General features: G+C 40.3%; 15 protein-coding genes, 1 tRNA gene and 1 other RNA gene. 3 read left to right on the forward strand and 14 right to left on the reverse strand.

Features of this window, described 5'->3' with window-relative positions; genetic code table 11:
* Positions 1–412: 412 nt before the first annotated feature.
* The 14 genes from K0R93_RS17780 to K0R93_RS17845 all read right to left on the reverse strand — a co-directional run bounded on the left by K0R93_RS17780 (position 413) and on the right by K0R93_RS17845 (position 16809).
* Positions 413–1036, reverse strand: coding sequence for a 50S ribosomal protein L25 (locus K0R93_RS17780; RefSeq protein WP_300304299.1), 624 nt, complete (start codon positions 1034–1036; stop codon positions 413–415).
* Positions 1037–1178: 142 nt separating this feature from the next.
* Complete coding sequence (locus tag K0R93_RS17785) at positions 1179–1793, reverse strand: 50S ribosomal protein L25 (RefSeq protein WP_300304302.1); 615 nt, start codon at positions 1791–1793, stop codon at positions 1179–1181.
* Positions 1794–1951: 158 nt separating this feature from the next.
* Positions 1952–5479, reverse strand: coding sequence for a pyruvate:ferredoxin (flavodoxin) oxidoreductase (gene nifJ, locus K0R93_RS17790; RefSeq protein WP_300304305.1), 3528 nt, complete (start codon positions 5477–5479; stop codon positions 1952–1954).
* Positions 5480–6039: 560 nt separating this feature from the next.
* A complete protein-coding gene (locus K0R93_RS17795; protein WP_300304308.1) occupies positions 6040–6312 on the reverse strand; it encodes a pro-sigmaK processing inhibitor BofA family protein in 273 nt (90 codons plus the stop codon).
* 170 nt (positions 6313–6482) lie between these two features.
* Positions 6483–6782 (reverse strand): YaaL family protein, encoded by a 300-nt coding sequence (locus K0R93_RS17800; protein WP_300304311.1) that lies wholly within the window; start codon positions 6780–6782, stop codon positions 6483–6485.
* A gap of 153 nt (positions 6783–6935) precedes the next feature.
* Positions 6936–7238, reverse strand: coding sequence for a YaaL family protein (locus K0R93_RS17805; RefSeq protein ID WP_300304314.1), 303 nt, complete (start codon positions 7236–7238; stop codon positions 6936–6938).
* Positions 7239–7378: 140 nt separating this feature from the next.
* Entirely contained in the window at positions 7379–8719 is a 1341-nt protein-coding gene (locus K0R93_RS17810; RefSeq protein ID WP_300304317.1) for a PhoH family protein, read from the reverse strand.
* A gap of 345 nt (positions 8720–9064) precedes the next feature.
* Positions 9065–10150, reverse strand: a complete 1086-nt coding sequence (locus K0R93_RS17815; protein WP_300304320.1) for a GGDEF domain-containing protein — start codon at positions 10148–10150, stop codon at positions 9065–9067.
* Positions 10151–10535: 385 nt separating this feature from the next.
* Complete coding sequence (recR, locus tag K0R93_RS17820) at positions 10536–11135, reverse strand: recombination mediator RecR (RefSeq protein ID WP_300304323.1); 600 nt, start codon at positions 11133–11135, stop codon at positions 10536–10538.
* A gap of 63 nt (positions 11136–11198) precedes the next feature.
* Positions 11199–11540: a YbaB/EbfC family nucleoid-associated protein gene (locus K0R93_RS17825; protein WP_300304326.1), complete on the reverse strand. Its 342-nt coding sequence runs from the start codon at positions 11538–11540 to the stop codon at positions 11199–11201.
* An 84-nt stretch (positions 11541–11624) separates the two neighbouring features.
* Complete coding sequence (gene dnaX, locus K0R93_RS17830; protein WP_300304329.1) at positions 11625–13271, reverse strand: DNA polymerase III subunit gamma/tau; 1647 nt, start codon at positions 13269–13271, stop codon at positions 11625–11627.
* 123 nt (positions 13272–13394) lie between these two features.
* Positions 13395–16076, reverse strand: coding sequence for an HD domain-containing phosphohydrolase (locus K0R93_RS17835; protein ID WP_300304332.1), 2682 nt, complete (start codon positions 16074–16076; stop codon positions 13395–13397).
* A 357-nt stretch (positions 16077–16433) separates the two neighbouring features.
* Positions 16434–16698: signal recognition particle sRNA large type (gene ffs, locus K0R93_RS17840), an RNA gene on the reverse strand.
* Between the two features lie 22 nt (positions 16699–16720).
* A tRNA-Ser gene (locus K0R93_RS17845) sits at positions 16721–16809 on the reverse strand.
* A 548-nt stretch (positions 16810–17357) separates the two neighbouring features.
* Here K0R93_RS17845 and K0R93_RS19160 point away from each other — a divergent pair.
* The 3 genes from K0R93_RS19160 (at position 17358) to K0R93_RS17855 (ending at position 20620) form a co-directional block, all read left to right on the forward strand.
* Complete coding sequence (locus K0R93_RS19160) at positions 17358–17534, forward strand: hypothetical protein (protein WP_330685211.1); 177 nt, start codon at positions 17358–17360, stop codon at positions 17532–17534.
* A 2-nt stretch (positions 17535–17536) separates the two neighbouring features.
* Positions 17537–18142: an adenosylmethionine decarboxylase gene (gene speD, locus K0R93_RS17850; RefSeq protein WP_330685212.1), complete on the forward strand. Its 606-nt coding sequence runs from the start codon at positions 17537–17539 to the stop codon at positions 18140–18142.
* 126 nt (positions 18143–18268) lie between these two features.
* Positions 18269–20620: an ATP-dependent DNA helicase gene (locus tag K0R93_RS17855; RefSeq protein WP_300304335.1), complete on the forward strand. Its 2352-nt coding sequence runs from the start codon at positions 18269–18271 to the stop codon at positions 20618–20620.
* The last annotated feature ends 13 nt before the right edge of the window (positions 20621–20633 follow it).

Consider the following 20633-nt stretch of genomic DNA (forward strand, 5'->3'; position numbering starts at 1 on the left):
AAATTTCTGGGTGGTTTCGCTGCTAACCGCTAACGGCTAACTGCTAACCAATATATATGCTGGCTTAATTCTTACACTGTGTAGTTTTCAAAGACCAAAGCTTATTTCAATCGCTGTCAGCGTGTGCCGCCGACTCTTAATACTATATCACTTTTCTTGCATTATGTCAACACGTTTTCACTGGCATTTTTTATCATCTTGTCTTACGTGACGACAAAATATATCATATCATCTTTCTTGTCTCAAATCAACTGGTAATATTTCCTACCCCTTGTCTCTCACCCCTTATATCAGGGGCGAAAATAAATATACCATATATGCCATGGTAAGTCAATATATTGGGGACATCCAGTTTATGGATAGCTATTCTAATATTATTAAATAGAAGGAGCAAGCTTTTCGCTTGCTCATCTTACTTTATTTCTGTGTTCGTGCCCAATACTTTATTTAGTAGGTCTTCTCCTTCACCTGGGTCATCTATGACTCTTTCGGCCCTTGTGAGGGAGGCAATCACTTCATTTGGTTCATTCAGGACGGTCAGCTCCGTGCTAAACTCCATATCTGCGATTCGCAGCGGGTGATTCGGCGAAAGCATCGTGATATCCAGTTCAATGCTATTTGGAACATGTTGAGGCAGACACTCAATATGCAATTCTCTCAATTGATGCTGTACCACGCTGTTCTTCGATTCTACCTTCTCCCTACCCCTTAGAATAATCGGTACTGTAGTATGTATTTTCTCATCATGAGATACCTCCTGGAAGTCTACGTGCATAATATGGTGGGTAATAGGATGCCTTTGTAGCTCTTTGATGATTACAGTAGAATCTCTTCCATCCATGTCTAGACTTAAAAGTACATTTGTACCATGACTTCTTACTATGCCATCTATCTTTTTTTGGTCAACCTCGATCAGTCTTGTAGCCACATGATGTCCATATACTACGCCTGGGATATGTCCACTATTTCTTACTCTATGGCAAGCGTTGGAACCAACCTCGTTTCTTAGATCTGCATGCATACTTGATTTAAACATACGAATCCCTCCTGTGATCAAATCTAGTAGTCATTATGTCCAATTTGTTTTTTTCTAATACATAGGAAATGACATAAGATATATCTCTTTGGAAGGATAGAATAAAAAAGAGTACAGCCTCAGCTATACCCCTTCGTAACTTTTAATATAGTTTTCTCAACTTATCTTCTTCTGTCTCCGTAGCAGCCGCGGCCTCTACCTTAGATGCTGTGGTTATTAATGCAACGATTTCTTCTGCATCGTGAAGCACCTGAACATTTTCATCTTTGTACACTGCCAATTCGGCAATCTTTAATGGCTCTCCAAATTTCATGGTTGATACGTCTACGTCAATGCTTTGGGGCAAATACTGAGGGAACGCTTGAATTTCTAGCTCTGCAACCTGCTGTTGAACAACAGAAACACTGGACTCTACCGCTTGTTTGTTCAACAGATGAACCGGAATCTTTACTCTTACTTTTTCATTGTAGTCTAGCTCTTGGAGGTCTATATGCAATACATGCTGCTTTGTAACATGACGATGAATATCCTTTATGATGGCAGGTTTCATTCCTTCGTCCACGCTTAATTCTACACTAGATCCAACACCATACTTTGTAAGCACTCTGTCCAATTCTCTTTTGTCGATCCCTACGTTTCTGTTTTCCTTGTTGTGTCCATAAATCACCCCAGGCACAAATCCTTCATTTCTAATACTCTTCAATGGATTCTTCCCAGCTTCTTTTCTTTCCACCACATTTAGTACAGGCCTTTCCATCTTGATGATTCCCCCTTTGTTCCTTGATATAATGCCTATACTACTATTAAATCAGATTATTTCAAATTTTTCAAATATTTTTGCCCAAATTTAGGAAATTAATTTTATTCATCAACATAAAAAGCGAGTAGACGTCTCCACTCGCTTTTGAGGTTTTATTATTGAGCTAACTTCTTGTAGCCTTCATACTTTTCTTTTGCTTCTCTTTCAGCCTTAGCGAACAGTTCTTCTGCTATTTCTGGGAACTGGTTCTCCAATGTAGTGTATCTTACTTGGCCTTTTAAGAAGTCTTGGAAGCTAGCTGTAGGCTCTTTGGAATCCAATACAAATGGATTCTTTCCTTCTTCCTTCAGCATTGGGTTGTATCTGTATAAATGCCAGTATCCAGCTTCAACCGCTTGCTTGGAGTTGGCTTGTGTACGTCCCATACCTTCCTTGATACCGTGGGCAATACATGGAGCGTAAGCGATGATTAGAGATGGTCCATCATACTTCTCCGCTTCAATTAATGCCTTTAAGAATTGGTTCTTGTCTGCGCCCATTGCAACCTGTGCCACGTATACATAGCCATATGTTGCTGCGATCATACCAAGATCCTTTTTCTTCACCTTCTTACCGGATGCAGCAAATTGCGCTACAGCAGCAGTTGGTGTAGATTTAGATGACTGACCACCTGTGTTGGAGTAAACCTCTGTATCAAATACAAGTACGTTTACATTCTCACCAGATGCCAATACATGGTCAAGTCCACCGTAACCGATATCAAGAGCCCAACCGTCACCACCAACGATCCATACAGATCTCTTGATGAGGTAGTCTTTCTTCTCGTTGATTTCAGCAAGGATTTCTTTTGCTCTTGCATCCTCGATGGTATTCGCATCAAGAATAGCAAGGATTTTTGCAGTAGCTGCCTTAGAAGCATCCGCATCTTCTTTTCCTGCTAACCAAGCTTCAAATACTTCTTTTGCATCAGCAGGGATATCTAATGTTACGATTTCACTCATAATTGCTTGTAGTCTATTTCTCATTTGCTTCACTGCAAGGGCCATACCGTATCCATACTCTGCGTTGTCCTCGAATAATGAGTTTGCCCAAGCTGGACCTTTGCCTTCTTGATTCTTACAGTATGGTGTTGCAGGTGCTGAAGCTCCCCAGATGGATGAACATCCAGTAGCGTTGGCAATCATCATTCTATCACCATATAATTGAGTAATAACTTTTGCGTATGGTGTTTCACCACAACCTGCACAAGCACCAGAGAACTCAAGAAGCGGCTGTGCAAACTGGCTGCCTTTTAATGTAGTAAGCGGCATTAAATCGTCTTTGATCTTAACCGTTGTAGAGTAGTTCCAGTTTGGAACTTCCACATCTACTTGTGTCTCGATAGGCTTCATTACCAATGCGCTTTCCTTTGCAGGACAGATGTCTGCGCAGTTTCCACATCCTGTACAATCCAGTGTACTTACCTGCATACGGTACTCAAGACCTTCAAAGCCCTTACCCATTGCCTTTAATGTCTTAAAGCCTTCTGGTGCGCTCTTCATTTCATCCCCATTTACAAGGATTGGTCTGATGGCTGCATGTGGACAAACAAATGAACATTGGTTACATTGAATACACTTATCTATTTGCCATTCTGGCACGTTTACTGCAATACCACGCTTCTCATATGCAGAAGTTCCCATTGGGAAGTGGCCGTCTTCTCTTCCAACAAAAGTACTTACAGGAAGTGAGTCTCCCTCTTGTCTGTTCATTGGAATCAATACGTTTTTGATGAAATCTGGTGCTTCGATGGTTGCAGCTGCTTCGTCCTCAGCAACATTTGCCCAAGAAGCTGGCACATCGATCTTCACCAGTGCATCGATACCTTTATCTACTGCTGCTTGGTTCATTTCAACGATGGTATCACCTTTTCTACCATAGGACTTCACAACTGCATCTTTTAGGTACCCTACAGCTTCTTCCAATGGAATAACGTCTGCTAACTTAAAGAATGCAGATTGCATAATCATGTTTGTTCTATTTCCTAGGCCAATTTCATCTGCAATATCTGTTGCATTGATTGTATAGAAACTGATATTTTTCTCAGCAATGTATTTCTTCATACTCACTGGCAGCTTCTCTTCTAATTCTGCAGGTGTCCACTTACAGTTTAATAGGAAAGTACCACCATCTTTTAAGCCTTTTAATAAATCATATTGATTTACGTAAGCTTGGTTTGAGCAGGAAATAAAGTCAGCTTCATCAATCAGGTATGTTGACTTGATTGGCTTCTTACCAAATCTTAAGTGGGAAATTGTAACCCCGCCAGATTTCTTGGAGTCATAGGAGAAATATCCTTGAGCATAAAGATCTGTCTCGTCACCGATGATCTTGATGGCATCTTTATTTGCTCCTACTGTACCGTCAGAACCTAATCCCCAGAACTTACATCTTCTTACGCCAGCTGGACCAGTCTTTACGATATCCTTGATTTCAAGGTGCGTATTTGTTACGTCATCAATGATACCTACTGTAAATGCATTCTTAGGCGCATCTGACTTCAAGTTGTCATATACAGCTTTGATTTGTGAAGGTGTTACATCTTTTGATCCTAATCCATATCTTCCGCCAACGATCAATGGTGCATTTTCCATGTTATAGAACAATGAACGCACATCAAGGTATAATGGCTCACCAATTGAACCTGGCTCCTTACATCTATCTAATACAGCGATCTTCTTCACTGTTTTTGGCAATACATCAAAGAAATATTTTGGAGAGAATGGTCTATATAAATGAACCTTTACTAAACCTACTTTTTCTCCCTTAGCAGTTAAGTACTCTACCACTTCTTCAGCCGCTTCTGTAGCAGAACCCATTGCGATGATGATATTTTCAGCATCTGGTGCTCCCACATAGTTAAAAGGCTTATATTCTCTTCCTGTCAACTTGCTGATCTCTGTCATATAATCTGCAACCATATCTGGTATAGCATCATAGAATCTATTGGATGCTTCCTTTGCTTGGAAGAAGATATCTGGGTTTTGTGCAGTACCCCTTGTTACAGGATTGTTCGGGCTTAATGAGTTATTTCTAAAATCTTGTAATGCTTCTTTATCTACTAATCTTTCGAAATCAGCATAATCGATAACTTCGATTTTTTGGACTTCATGGGAAGTTCTAAATCCATCAAAGAAGTGTAGGAATGGTACTCTTGACTTGATTGCAGTTAAGTGAGCAACACCACCAAGATCCATAACTTCCTGCACGCTACCAGAAGCTAGTAATGCAAAACCTGTTTGTCTTGTTGCCATTACGTCTGAATGGTCACCGAAGATTGAAAGCGCATGTCCTGCTACAGCACGGGCACTTACGTGGAATACCCCTGGTAACAATTCACCAGCAATTTTGTACATATTCGGAATCATTAGAAGTAATCCCTGAGATGCTGTAAAAGTAGTGGTTAGTGCACCTGCAGCCAATGAACCGTGTACGGCGCCCGCTGCTCCTGCCTCAGATTGCATTTCAGTTACTTGTACTTCCTGTCCAAAAATGTTCTTTTGCCCATGGGCTGCCCACTCATCTACGAATTGTGCCATGTTTGATGAAGGTGTGATCGGATAGATCGCTGCTACGTCTGTAAATGCATATGATACATATGCTGCAGCGGTGTTGCCATCCATGGTTTTCATTTTCTTTGCCATTTTGTATCCTCCTTTAAATAAATATAGATGTTTTGTCTTCCATATGAATGCATAGAAATATCCTTTTTTTGGGTTTCCTTATGAAGGATTAGAAAAATCCCCTTTCAGGGAAAACCTTTTCAATATGCTGGTAACATATTGAAAAATCAAATACTTTTTTGCAGAGTCCTGTATTAGTACAGCCTCTTATCGTTCAGCCTGTATTAGTACAGTAGAACAATTCGACTGTAACAGTATGTATATCTTGCATAGTTTTTGGCTATACTATGCTGTTACAGCTCTTAAAAATTAGTATAACAGAAGGTAAAATGGGTGTCAACCTAATACTGTATACAATCATACATTCAATTTTCTTTGATTTTTGCTGATTTAAATAAATTTTGACGACTGCATGACAGTCTGTATAATCTTCCCTGCAGACTGAATATTTCTACAATATAAAATTTCCAATAAAAAACCCCATTTTAGCACACTACTCGCACTTAAAATGAGGTTTTTTTCTTCTCAAAAATGATGCTTTTTTTTAGATGAATTTCAATTTTTCATTCTATAATCTACATCTATAATAAGTACTGGAGTCCTAGCATCAAAAGAACACCCGGAACCCCTAAAAATCCTGCCACTAGAGCTGTTACAGGATTAATGGCAACACCAAAACCGAAGAAACCACCAATTAGATTTAATATAAATAATAAGATCCCACCGATGATTCCATTGTAGACCAGCTTAATGATGATTTTGATCGGTACCAGCAATATATATCCAGCAATGTAAAGCAGAATCAACCCAAAGGCATAGGCCAATATAATATTCAGTTCAATCCCCATTCCCATACACTGTCACTCCCAATTATTTAGATTCCGTTTTCTTTATAATAATTATATAGGCTTTGTACCCATAATATAACTGTTTTATTCTCTTTTCAGCAACAAAACAACCTTAAGAAGGAAGGCTCTCGTTAGGTCTGAACAAAACCTTTATAAAATAATGATGCCCTCTCCTATCATAAGATTCCTCTTAGCCCCAATTCCCTCGCTAGCTTCATGAGGTACGTATATTTTATTTTAGCAGCCTCTAATCTGTAGATTGCATAGTCGATAAGATCTGGATCTGTTACCATTTGAAAATAAGCCTCTGCATTTCTCCAATCATCATGGGCCTGGCGGATGTTTTCAAGCATTTTTTCTTCATCGGTGCGCATATCTTCTCCCACAATTACCCTAGCGTAAAAGTTGCTTAAGATTTCCTTGAAATTTCTTTTAGCTCTTCCACTTTTTCTTCGAAAGTGTATTAAACCATTCATTATATAATCCCCCTTAAGCATACTCCCTATAGTAATTATATAGCCCTTGTACAACGAATATAACTTTTTAATAATTAAAATAAAAAACAGACCCTAGAAGGAAGACTCTTCTCTGGTCTGTATAAATCCATATAAAATAATGATTGCTGTATCCTATTGAAAGTTGCTTCTTACACCCATTTCCCTCGCTAGCTTCATGAGGTATGTATACCTTGTTCTAGCAGCTTCTACTCTATAGATTGCATAGTCAATCAGATCAGGGTCTGTTACCGTTTGAAAATAAGACTCTGCATTCCTCCAATCATCATGGGCTTGTCGGATGTGTTCTAACATTTTATCTTCATCCGTTCGCATATCTTCGCCTACAATTACCCTTGAGTAGAAATTGCTTAACATTTCTTTGAAGTTCCCCTCAGTTTTTCCACTTTTTCTTCCAAAGTTTGTTAAACCATTCATTCCTAATCCCCCTCAATCATACTTTGTATTTGTAGCTTTACCAGATTGTGGAGATCCTATACATAAAATTCCTCAAATATGGCCCACCGTATGCAGATCTTTTTTAAAAATAACCTGCCAAAAATCGGCAGGTTATTCTTTTATAATAATTCTGCAGCTAGTTGTGCCAGCGCAGAGCGCTCTACCTTCTTAAATGTCACGTGTCCAGCAATGCCTACATCCTTAAACTTATTCACCACATAGGTTAAACCATTACACTGAGAATCCAGATATGGGTGATCAATTTGCTCTGTATCACCCATTAAAATGATCTTACTACCCTCTCCAACCCTCGTAATGATGGTTTTCACCTCATGCTTTGTTAAATTCTGTGCTTCATCAATAATAATGAATTGGTTAGGAATACTTCTTCCTCGAATATAGGTCATGGCTTCAATTTCAATATTCTTTAATCCTACCAATGTGTTCTTTATATCTGTAATGTGCTTGGCATCCAACAAAAATTCGAGATTGTCGTAAATGGGCTGTACCCAGGGTCTAAGCTTTTCATCCTTATCGCCTGGTAAGAATCCGATATCCCTTCCTACAGGCACAACAGGCTTCGTGATTAACAACTTTTGATATACTCTCTCATCCTGCACCTTTACCAAACCAGCCACAAGGGATAGCAGTGTTTTCCCTGTGCCTGCCCTCCCAGTAAGGGTAACCAATCGAATGTTGTCATCTAACAGCAGCTCCAATGCCATCCGTTGCTCGGCATTTCTTCCCTTGATACCCCAGTAAGACTCCTCCCCTTTCCGCAAGGGATGAAATTTTTTCATTACCACATCATATCTCAATATCGCTGATTTAGAGCTTCCATAGCTATCTCTTAAAATCACAAACTGGTGAGGATGTATATGATAGTTGGCTGAAACTTCTTCTAACTCTCCCTCATCCACAACACCCAACCGATACACACGGTCAATGACATCGGGGTCAACGCTCACCGTCAGAATTCCTTGGTATTCCTCCTCTGCATATTCAATCTTGTCATGTAGGTAATCCTGGGTCATGATGTTGAGGCTGTCGGCCTTAATTCGCATGATGGCATCTTTGCTGACCAAGACCACCTGGTTTTTATCTTCTTTTATGGCCTCTTCTTTATAAAGGTTTAGTGCCACCGCTAAGATTCTGTTATCATTATTTATTTCATGGAAATATTCTCGAAATCCACTCAAGCTTTTATGATTGATCTCTACCCGGAGTATACCTCCATTTGGCAATTGAATTCCCTTACATAGACTGCCTAATTCCTTTAAACGATCTAGCTCCCTAGCAATTTCTCGGGCGTTTCTGCCCACCATATCTTGATGGTTTTTCTTTCCATCAACCTCTTCTATTACCACTGCAGGAATAACTACATCATTGTCTCCAAAAGCATAGAGACTTCTCGGGTCATGTAGCAAGACACTAGTATCCAGTACAAACATTTTGTGCATAGAGCCCTCGATTATGGGAATCGAGGTCTTCACCGTCCTTTCCTCTTATCGAGTTATTTTCCTGCTTGTTATCATTATATGAAAGGAATATTAATAGGGAATTAATGATTTATAAAATTTCTGTGAAATGCGTTATTTTTTTATACCCAGCTTCTATGCATCCCTCTCCATATGAATGATTTATTAAATTTTATGAGACCCAAAGCAAATTCAGAACATCCCCTACCCTTGTCCAATCTCCACTTCCCTTTTGTCTTAATACTTGTTAGAAATATTTTTTCAAAAGTAAAACATGGTTCAAAAGGATATCCTTTTGAACCATGTTTTATAGTTATCATTTTCTTATCATTGTCCTTGAAAAATAATCTTATTTCTTCCTGTTCGCTTGGCTTCATATAGGGCATTGTCAGCTTTCTCGATGATTTTACTTAAATCCTTCACATTTTCCGGATACGTGGAGATACCTATGGATATGGTAATTTTTATTTCCTTTCCATCGGATAACCTGAAAGAATAGGCTTCCACTTGTTTCCGGATACGTTCTGCTGTTTCATAGGCTTGGTCTATTGAACAATCTTGGAGCAATATGGAGAATTCTTCTCCTCCATTCCGAGAAACCATGTCACACGCCCTACACCCATGAGTCAAAATCTTTCCTAATTCTCTTAACACGCGATCCCCTTCATGGTGACCATAGGTATCATTGACCTTCTTAAAGAAATCAATATCGATAAACAGCAAAGAAAACACTTTTTGATCACCAATGGATCTCTCCATAATCTGTTGAAAGACTCTATCAAATTGTCTTACATTATTAAGTCCTGTTAAATGATCTTTGAACGCCTCTTCCTTAAGTCTCTTAAATGACTGGGTAACCCCATGAAGATACGCCATATATTTATATATGACCACAGAAACCATAGCTGTCCCGCCCACATAGGCCAGTGTCACTCCAGGCAATAATGCTGTATCACGCCATAACAGTATGACGATGGCGATCAAGCTGATGACCGTACAATATACTACCGATATGGACCATTTTTTCCCTATGGTAATAGACCTGCGGAATATGGCAGAGACACCTATATCCATCAAAAATGTAACGATTAAGGCTGCAATAGAGGAATCACTAATACCATAATAAATCACCCTAAACATTCCTATGATGAATGCAGCCACACCGATAGATATGGGCCCTCCCAAGGTTCCTGCAATAATGATAGCTATATTTCTAAAGTCAATGATTACTTTGTTTGTAATATTTAATCCATAGAATATGAGTAGTATACCTAAGACACCACTGATACCGCCAGCAATAATCCTTGATAAAAGCGGTGATGTTTCATTCAATTCGCTGTCTCTAAAGATTTGATTTCCTATACTTATAAACGCCACCAACACAGCAGCATTTATTATCAAATCACTTAACATATTTTTTCGCTCCCTTTATGAATAAAATTCATCCAAAACCAGGTTCAGTGCTAAAAGTGTCTCTTCCTTCAAATCGAAGCTATGCTTGCTAGATCTGCATCTTAAACAAATTTCTCTTCTAAATCCATTGCTTACATGATATGTTACATCGACAATATTGTCAATATTTGTCGAATGCTTTTCATTTGGCCATCCACTCCCATATCCCTTATCAAAGAGTATACGACAACTAAGATTCGTTTAGGTCACAAAAAGATACAAATCATCCATATTCCATCATCCATATTTAGGAAGTTCTCCCATGCTTTTTATGACATAAAAAATCATGGTCTAGGAGGACAACCCTCCCAACCATGATTCCTTTTAAAACTTTCCTGCATCATATCTACAGTTCTCTTCTACCTTCTAACGCCTTAGACAAGGTTACTTCATCGGCATACTCCAAGTCTCCCCCAACAGGGATACCATGGGCGATTCTTGTAACTCGGATTCCCATAGGTTTCACAAGCTTTGAGATATACATGGCTGTGGCTTCTCCTTCGATGGTTGGATTCGTAGCCATAATCAGCTCTTCCACATGGCCATTTTGAATACGGATTAGCAGCTCCCGAATCTTAATATCCTCTGGGCCTATCCCCTCCATGGGCGATATGGCACCATGAAGTACATGATAAACACCCTTAAATTCTCTGACTCTTTCCATGGCGGCCACGTCTCTTGGGTCCTCAACCACACATATAACTTCTTTTTCCCTTTGCTCATTCCTACAAATGATGCAAGGATCAATATCTGTGATATTGGCACATTCAGAACAATACTTGGTGCCTCGTTTTGCTTCCACAATGGCTTCTGAAAGGCTTTCTACATCGGCTTCCTTCATATTCAACACATGAAAAGCCAATCGTTGGGCACTCTTTCTCCCTACGCCCGGGAGTTTTGAAAACTCTTCTATTAACCTGGCTATGGGGCCTGCATAATGGTTCATCATCTCACCTCAATGTATCATACATATATTTAAAGCCGAACCCCAAGGGGTTCGGCCGATGCACTAAAACAGTCCTGGCATACTCATTCCACCTGTAACTTTTCCCATCTCTCTTGTTACCATCTCGTCAGCTTTTCTTAAAGCTTCATTTGCAGCTGCAATGATTAGATCCTGAAGCATTTCGATGTCATCAGGGTCTACAACCTCAGGTTTAATTGTAACAGCTAAAATTTCCTTCTTTCCGTTGGCTTTTACTTCCACGGCACCACCGCCAACACTGGCCTCCACTTCTCTCTGATTCAGTTCTTCCTGAAGTTCCTCCATCTGCTTTTGCATCTTTTGCACTTGCTTTAACATATTATTCATATTACCAGGCATGCCCCCTGGAAATTTTCCCTTTGCCATTTCTTTTCCTCCATTCTTATGTTTCATGATAACAGTGTATCCATTTTATCCCTATTATATCATACAATAGTCATCATTCAAAAATCAATCTTTCACCACTTCCACCAAATCGGCTCCAAATAATTCGATAATTTTCTGCAGTTCCAAATCCTCCTGGGACGCGGATATTTCCTTGGCTGCCGTGGAAAGGCTTGATACTTCGTCCTCCATCACACACTTAATACTAATCTTCTGCCCTAATACCTCACCAATAACCCCTTCGATAAACTCCTTATTCGGACTGTTTCCTGCGGCTTCCTTATGAAATCCATAACCATCTTTGAAAGCAATAAGAAGGGAATTTTTTTCTACTCCCACAGGCCTTCCTTCCATCAATACAGCATGAACAGAAATTTTTCTCTTTCGAATCTCCTTTAGCACAGCATCCCACACCCGCTCTAGGGCTTCAAAATTAACGGGCTTGACAGGCAGCTCTGGCATTGGCTTTGTATTTTCCTGGTCCTCTTCATTGACCTTTTCCTGGACCTTTCCTAGGGTGTCTTTCTCCTTTTGACCCTCCACATACTGAACTTTTATATTCCCCGATTGAATGCGCTTCTCCAAAGCATGGATTCGATCCACTAATCCTTCCACGGATTGATCATAAGCAGGCTGACACATCTTAATGATGGCAACCTCTAAGAGAATACGGGGCTGGGTAGACCACTTGGCATCCACATCGGTCTCAGACATCACACGGATGGCACGGATAATAGAATGATTCTCCAGCTGTTTCCCTTGGTTCTTCAATCGCTCAATGCTTTCCTTTGAAAGATTCACAATGCCTTCTAGATTTTCAGCCACCTTTGTCATCATAAGATTTCTGTAATGCTGAATCAAATCCTTGATAAATTGATGAATGTCCTTTCCTGCCGTCACCAAACGCTCCACCGCTTCCATGGCTGACCTGGCATCCCCTGCTGCAATGTGGTCTACAAGCTCAAAGATAAATGTATCGTTCACCGTACCCAACACATTGATCACATCATCGTAGCGGATGGTTCCCTGGGTATAAGCAATACATTGATCTAAGAGGCTTTGTGCGTCTCTCATCCCACCATCAGCATTTCTAGCAATCAATTTCAAGGCATTTTCTTCTATAGAAATACCCATCTCTTTGCAGATAAATGCCAAGTTCCCTACCATGTCCGCCTCTTTCACCCGCTTAAAATCAAACCGCTGACACCGTGATAGAATTGTGGAGGGAATCTTATGAGGTTCTGTGGTAGCCAATATAAAAATCACAAAATGGGGGGGTTCCTCCAAAGTCTTTAACAGGGCGTTAAAGGCCCCTGTAGACAACATGTGAACCTCATCAATAATATATATTTTGTATTTCCCCTTGGTAGGTGGATATTTTACATTTTCTCTTAGCTCTCGAATATCATCCACACCATTGTTGGAGGCCGCATCTATTTCGATGACGTCCATCATGGTTTCATTGCGGATTCCCATGCAGGTATCACATTGGTTACATGGACTAAAGTTTATCGGCTCCATGCAATTCACAGCCCTAGCAAATATCTTGGCTGTAGAAGTTTTACCCGTTCCCCTTGTGCCACAAAACAAATAGGCATGGGCAATATTGTTGTTCTTTATTTGATTTTTCAAAGTTTGTGTAATATGCTCCTGACCCACCACATCTTCAAAAACCTGGGGTCTCCACCTTCTATATAAGGCCATATATGCCATTTTTTCACCCTCATTTCCATAGGTTAGCTTTTATTGTCCAACCATATCCATTATAACAGAATTTATCATCACCTTACAAAAAAATCTAACAATAAGCGAAAGACAGCTTTTGCTGTCTCTCACTTAGACCTCCCCGATTTCCAGGATGGCATATGTATCTATCTGATAAATGGTCTCCACAGCTTCCACAATCCTCGGACTAAACTGCGTACCGCTGTAGCGTTTCAATTCCACGATGCCTTCCCCGATGGACATAGGCTTCCGATAGGATCGTTTAGACAACATGGCATCCAAAGCATCGGCAACACCAATAATCTCTGCAAAAACCGGCAGCTCTGGCACATGGATATTTTTCGGATATCCCGATACGTCATATCGTTTGTGATGAAGCAGCACAGCATCCATGATTTCCTTAGAAAGTCCTATAGGCTCTAAAATGCGTTTTCCGATGGTTGGATGTTCCATAATTTGTTGGAACTCATCTTCATCCAACTTCCCAGGCTTTGTTAGAATCGTCTCTTTTATTCCTATCTTCCCAATATCGTGAAGAATCCCCGCTACTTGAAGATCGTCTAATTCCGCTTCTGTCAATCCTAGGTGCTTCCCAATCAAGGCCGCATAATGGGCTACTCGCGCCGAATGTCCCTGGGTATAGGTGTCTTTTGCTTCCACTGCGATGACCAAAGCCTTGATGGTCTTAAAGTATGATTCCTTTAGCTGATCATACAGCCTAGCCTTCTCGATGGCTACAGCCGCGTGATTGGATAAAGAGTTTAGGATATGTATATGACCTTCCCCAATTTTCGTCTCGCTGGAAACCGTCATCACGCCGATCACATTGTCCTTTATGATCAAAGGCACAAACACCACATCATTTACTTTTGTGGTATCTAAAATATGTTGGTTATAGGGTGACAGACGTCCACCTTCTAGGTCATCCAATGCCAAGGTCCTTTTTTCCTTTACTGCAATGCCCATACCATCTTGATCTATAAGAATAGCCTCCCGTGTGATCATATGGGACAATGCTCCCTCACATGCCTGTAGTACCAGTTCTTTATCATTTTCTACCAGTCGAATGGTACAAATGGCCACATCTTCCATTAGCTCCACTACCTTGCTGGCAATATTGCTTAAAAGCACATCCATCTTCAAGGTTGAGATAGAACTGGTCAATGCATGGCTCAACTCATTGAATACGGTTAGTTCTTTATTTCTATTGATGATTTCCTGCTTCATCTTTACATATTCAGTTACATCCCTGCCTACACCTTGAACACCAATAAATCGGCCTTCGTGAAACAATCTCCTGGTGGTAGTTTCAATAATATATCGCTTCTCCCGATCTTTGTCCAACATCCAAAGATCTAAATTATCGAAATCCTTCTCTTTTATTTCTCCAATAATATCACTACAATTCTCGTACTCATGATATGGACACAAAATAGCTTCGATGGGCTTTGCCAATATCTCTTCCTTTTTATATCCCAATATCTGCTCCACAGAATCATTGATATAAGTGGTATTCCCCTCTTCATCCATCATCCATACCAGGTCTGTTATATTTTCAATCAGAAGTCTGTACTTTTGTTCAGAATAATTCAGCTGTTCCGTGGTGGCCTGAAGCTGTTCAAAGGATGCCTCTAGCTCTATGTTCATTTCCTGCAGCTGTTCATAGGAAAGCTCTAATTGTATATTCATATCCTGGAGCTGTTGATTGCCTTCCATCAGCTGCATGGCCTGCTGGGTTAAATTTTGATAGTTTTGATGAATGGTGGCTGACATTTGATTAAAAGCACCGATAACCTCTCCTATTTCATCATGATATTTCCGCTCTATATGTACATCAAACTTCCCCATGGACACATCCTGTACCGCATTCTTTAATTCAACCATGGGTTTGGCAATCTGCTTTGAAGCTACAAACACACATAGAACCATTAGCCCAATCGTCATTACTGTCAACCCGTAAAAAACGTATTTTATCCGATTCACGTAGTCATAATAGTCTGCCATATCATCAAACACTGCGATTTGCCAGCCTGTAGTAGGCAAATCCACAAAGGTGGCAATCATAGGCATTCCATCCTGCTCTATAGGCAAGAAGGAACCTTTCCCATTTCTCAGTTTCTCCAAAACCCTACTATTTATAATGTTTCCGTTTTCTCCATGGAGATGCTCCCATAAAATATTGCCTTGATCGTCAAAGACAACATGTCCAGACTCATCTGAAATATTGATATGATGTATCATATCCTTCATGGATGTTAGGTCTAGGTCTCCACCGATAACCCCTATAAACTCGCCCTGAGCGTTTTGAATAGGCAGCGAAATAGTGATCACTTGTGTCCCCGTAATAATATCCTCGTAGGGCTCTGATATGATCACGTCATTTTTTTCCTTGGCCTGTATATACCAGGGTCTCTCTCTGAAATCGATCCCTGGCTTGCTCTCTAAAGCCGCAGGACTCAGCCCATTCTCCATGGTAATAAATATATTAAAAAATTCTGGCACATGCTTTCGTTGGCTCTCTAAGTATTTATTCTGTTCATCGAGGGAAAGGGACTCATTATTCAGCAAAGAAACCGCTTGCCCAATCGTTTTTAAATTCTGTACTTTGTCCTGAAACCATTGGTCTGCCATATTGATCTCACTGCCCAATTGATATAGGGTCTTTCCATCATATAAATCCATAATGTAATTTTGAAAGCCCGTTTGCATCATAATACCCATAAATAATAAAGGAATCGATGTTATTACTAAAAAGACAGCGATTAGCCGCAACCTATAGTTCCTTTTAAACATTTATGTATCCTCCCAGTACAGGTTGAATATTTCGAAAATTTTATAGCATAATTATAGCACATAACCAGCATAAGTTGTTGAATAACTGTATTATTTGTCGCCAGTTTGTGCTACTTTCTAAAAACATAGGTCCATAGACCTAGCACAATACATATAAAAAAATGCATCTTACGATGCCTTCACTAGGGGAACCTAGTACCCCTTCGACGGCTGCAAAGCAGCCTGAGCACCCCTCTGACTACGGCATGGGAATACCTTCCCCTGCACCCCTGTTTTTTTATTTAATAGGAAAGTAGAACTTTCCTATTAAATAAAAAAACATGTAGATCTCTCTACATGTCATTTTTATATGGATAGCCGTGCACCTATCTTTGATAAATTGTTACAGGCGTTACCTGGACAGTTAACTCAGACCAAGCGCCCCCGCGGCACACGAGAGTGCCTACTTACCGCTGCTTCCTTCCGGACCTGACGGGGTTCATAAGTTCCCGTTGCGCAGGACCCAGTCTTCCTCGCCACTTAACCAGGGCAGACCCAACAACAACAGACCGCAGATAGGAATTCAATCCTGCTACAGCGGGTTGCAGGTTACAGGACACCGCTACCTCCCCATCTAGCACGGCAAACTTTATAAACTTTTTTATTGGCGGAGTGGGTGGGACTCGAACCCACGGGGCCTAACGGCCTTACACGCTTTCCAGGCGTGCCCCTTAGCCAACTCGGACACCACTCCATCTTAACTTATATCTTGTTTTTCGGAGAACATATATAAATATACCATATCCCCTAATCAAATGCAAGGTTTAAAAATTTTCATGTTTTACAAGTTTTTTCTATTTCATTTCTGTTTATTCCTTTGAATTCCCCGATCCATCGACAAAGACTTATGCTCCCTCATCCAGTACCGATGCTGTATGTCAGCTCTATCCATTGTCTATCTTCCGATCGAATAGATAATAGAAAAGGGATACCCCTTTTTGTTCATTCTTATCACAATATATAGTGTATAATGAAAGTTACCCACAATATTATGTGGATATATATCTTTTTCTGTTGATAACTTTATTTTTTTCTCTCATATCCACAACCACTTTTCTTTCTTCTTATTGTAATGACTTATAAATCTTATTTGAAAGTCTAATAATAAACTCAGAGGAAATTGAAGAAAATTCCTGTATAGATAACCCTTGATATATTTGTATAGTAGCGTTATAATAATAATCGCAAACATTTTTACGGAAGTACAAGTATGGGGATAGAAAGCATTGTAAGGAGGAAGATATGGAAATTAAATCTATCAAAAAATTAAAACTCCATGGTTTTAATAATCTAACAAAAACACTGAGCTTTAATATGTATGACATCTGTTATACAAAGACTGCAGAGGATCGCAATGCTTATATCGAATATATTGATGAGCAGTATAATTATCCAATATTATCGGTGCCAATATACTAAATATTGCAAAGCAGGATTATGATCCTCAAGGGGCAAGTGTTACCATATTAGTATCTGAAGGTCCTGTGAATGAGAATTTAGAACATGCCTCCGACAATGAATCACCAGGTCCTCTCCCAGATGTGGTTGTTGCACACTTGGACAAGAGTCATATAACCGTTCATACTTATCCAGAATATCATCCCGATGAAGGCATCAGTACCTTCCGAGCAGATATCGATGTTTCCACCTGTGGTCATATCTCCCCTCTTAAGGCATTGAACTATCTGATTCATAGCTTCGATGCGGATATCATGACCATCGATTATAGGGTCAGGGGCTTTACAAGGGATATTACAGGCAAGAAATTCTTCATCGACCATAAGATTAATTCTATTCAAAATTATATGGGTGGTGATTTTAAGGATCGCTATCATATGATCGATGTGAATGTATACCAAGAGAACATATTTCATACAAAATGTATCTTGAAGGAATTTGATCTAGATAACTATCTATTTGGTATCACCAAGAAAGACATTCAGCCAGGTGAGAAGAAAAAAATTAAGAAAAGATTAAAGAAAGAAATGGATGAAATCTTCTACGGTAGAAATATTCCAAAGGTTTAAATCCTTATATAAAACAAGCAAAGGGCTGTCACTGGTAAGAAACACTCCAGTTGACGCCCTTTCTATTTACTTTAGATCAATTATATTGTATCTTAGGAATATATTTAGAAAAGGCAGGCACTGCCCATGGATAAAAGAAATGAAATAAAAATATCTGTTCGTAATCTCATAGAGTTTGTGCTCCGCAGCGGTGACTTGGATTCCCGCTTTATGGGAAGCAGCCGTGCCGTGGAGGGCACCAAAGCCCATCATAAGGTGCAAAAATCCTATGGAGAAAACTATACCCCGGAAGTAACCCTTCGTTATTCGGTTCCATACCAGGATCTTTCCCTTACCGTAGAGGGGCGGGCTGATGGTATTCTTCAAGAGGATGGTCGGACCATCGTCGATGAAATCAAAAGTACGACCCAGTCCCTGGATCTTATTGATGAAGCCTATAACCACCTCCACTGGGGTCAAGCCAAATGCTATGCATTCATCTATGGCCAAGAACATGGTTTTACTGAGATCGATGTGCAGCTTACTTACTACCAGTTGGATACGGAAGAAGTTAAATATATTAGAAAAACCTACTCTCTCCAAGCGTTAAAGCAGTTCTTCGATGATTTGGTTGCTCAATATTTTACTTGGGCCAGCTTTACCCATGATTGGCAAATCAAAAGGGATGCATCTATCCAAGCCCTTATATTTCCCTTCGAAACCTATCGAAAGGGTCAGCGGAATTTTGCCAAAGCCGTATATCGTACGGTGGTAGATGGCAAGAAACTTTTTGCCCAGGCCCCCACAGGCATCGGTAAAACCATATCTACCCTTTTCCCTACCATCAAGGCTCTAGGGGAAGGCCATACCGCTAAAATCTTTTACCTTACAGCCAAAACCATAACCCGTCAAGTGGCAGAAGAAGCCTTTCTAAAAATGCATGATCAGGGACTTCTTTTCAAATCTGTTACCTTGACCGCTAAGGATAAGATTTGTTTCTTAGAGGAGGCTGCCTGTAATCCTGAACAGTGCGAATACGCCCGAGGCCATTTTGATCGGGTTAACGACGCCCTAAGGGCCATCCTGAATCATGAGGATCTTCTTACCCGGGAAAAAATCGAATATTATGCAAAGGAGTACCATATATGCCCCTTTGAATTTTCACTGGATCTAACCCTGTGGGCCGATGCTGTTGTATGTGATTATAATTATGCCTTTGATCCAAGGGTATATCTTAAGCGTTTTTTTGCGGAGGAGGGGGGAGATTATACATTTTTGGTAGATGAAGCCCATAATCTGGTAGATCGGGCGCGAGAGATGTTTTCTGCCCAACTATATAAGCGGCCCTTCTTAGAATTAAAGAGGGTTTTCCAAACAAAGGTCCCTGTCATTGCGAAGGCCTTGCATCAACTTAACAAGAGCATGCTTGTGTATAAAAAGCATCTAGAGGAAGAAAATCAGCCCATTCACAAGGACAATCCAAAAGATTTGTATCCTCCTTTGCACAAGTTTCTAAAGGAGGCCGAAGAATGGCTGACCAAAAATGAAAGCCAAGAAGGCTATGAAGAGCTGCTGGAGCTGTATTTTTCCTGCCATACGTTCCTACGAATCGCAGAATTTTATGATGAGCGCTATGTTACCTATATAGAAAAGGAACAAAAGGACATTAAGGTTAAGCTATTCTGCCTTGATCCATCCCAGCTCCTGCGAGATGCCCTCCGCCGAGGTAGGTCAGCTATATTGTTTTCTGCTACCCTTACACCATTGCCCTATTTCAGAGAAATTCTTGGCGGTGATGAAGAGGACAAGCTGTTAAGACTTCCATCCCCCTTCGAGAGAAAAAATCTCTGTCTATCCATTGCCGATCGCATTTCTACGAAATATAAAGATCGGGAGGATAGCTATGAACGGATTGCAGACTATATATATTTTACTACCCAACAAAACCATGGTAATTATTTTTCATTTTTTCCTTCCTATCAATATATGGATAAGGTGTATCAGCGATTTATTGAAAAATACCCTGAGGTTAAGACTTTGCTTCAAGGGACCTCCATGGTGGAGGAAGAGCGAGAGCAGTTTTTATTGCAGTTTCAATCGGATAATCAGGAGAGCCTTGTGGCCTTTGCCGTCCTCGGAGGTATTTTCTCAGAAGGAATCGATTTGGTGGGGGATCGTTTGGTCGGTGCCGTCATCATCGGCGTAGGCCTTCCCCAAATCTGCCTAGAGCGGGATATTATCATGAATTATTTCCAGGGGAAGAATCATCTTGGTTATGAATATGCCTATATGTATCCAGGCATGAACAAAGTACTCCAAGCCGCTGGCAGAGTCATTCGATCTGAAAGAGATCAGGGAATTGTCCTGCTTATCGATGAGCGCTTTCGCCATAAGCGCTATCAAAACTTGTTCCCCCTAGAATGGTCAAACCCTAGCTTTGTCCATGACCTAAAAGAGCTTAATAACACCTTGGAATCCTTTTGGGATTGCGAGAAATAAATAAACAGGTATC

This window comes from Anaerosolibacter sp., from assembly GCF_029240175.1.
Classification (GTDB): domain Bacteria; phylum Bacillota; class Clostridia; order Peptostreptococcales; family Thermotaleaceae; genus Anaerosolibacter.

Bases quoted from the DNA above. Each gene is read 5' to 3' on its own strand.
- K0R93_RS17855 (WP_300304335.1), top strand. From the start codon at position 18,269: ATGGATAAAAGAAATGAAATAAAAATATCTGTTCGTAATCTCATAGAG.
- K0R93_RS17835 (WP_300304332.1), bottom strand. From the start codon at position 16,076: ATGTTTAAAAGGAACTATAGGTTGCGGCTAATCGCTGTCTTTTTAGTA.
- K0R93_RS17785 (WP_300304302.1), bottom strand. From the start codon at position 1,793: ATGGAAAGGCCTGTACTAAATGTGGTGGAAAGAAAAGAAGCTGGGAAG.
- K0R93_RS17805 (WP_300304314.1), bottom strand. From the start codon at position 7,238: ATGAATGGTTTAACAAACTTTGGAAGAAAAAGTGGAAAAACTGAGGGG.
- recR (WP_300304323.1), bottom strand. From the start codon at position 11,135: ATGAACCATTATGCAGGCCCCATAGCCAGGTTAATAGAAGAGTTTTCA.
- K0R93_RS17815 (WP_300304320.1), bottom strand. From the start codon at position 10,150: ATGTTAAGTGATTTGATAATAAATGCTGCTGTGTTGGTGGCGTTTATA.
- K0R93_RS17800 (WP_300304311.1), bottom strand. From the start codon at position 6,782: ATGAATGGTTTAATACACTTTCGAAGAAAAAGTGGAAGAGCTAAAAGA.
- K0R93_RS17825 (WP_300304326.1), bottom strand. From the start codon at position 11,540: ATGGCAAAGGGAAAATTTCCAGGGGGCATGCCTGGTAATATGAATAAT.
- dnaX (WP_300304329.1), bottom strand. From the start codon at position 13,271: ATGGCATATATGGCCTTATATAGAAGGTGGAGACCCCAGGTTTTTGAA.
- K0R93_RS19160 (WP_330685211.1), top strand. From the start codon at position 17,358: ATGGAAATTAAATCTATCAAAAAATTAAAACTCCATGGTTTTAATAAT.
- K0R93_RS17795 (WP_300304308.1), bottom strand. From the start codon at position 6,312: ATGGGAATGGGGATTGAACTGAATATTATATTGGCCTATGCCTTTGGG.
- K0R93_RS17810 (WP_300304317.1), bottom strand. From the start codon at position 8,719: ATGCACAAAATGTTTGTACTGGATACTAGTGTCTTGCTACATGACCCG.
- nifJ (WP_300304305.1), bottom strand. From the start codon at position 5,479: ATGGCAAAGAAAATGAAAACCATGGATGGCAACACCGCTGCAGCATAT.
- K0R93_RS17780 (WP_300304299.1), bottom strand. From the start codon at position 1,036: ATGTTTAAATCAAGTATGCATGCAGATCTAAGAAACGAGGTTGGTTCC.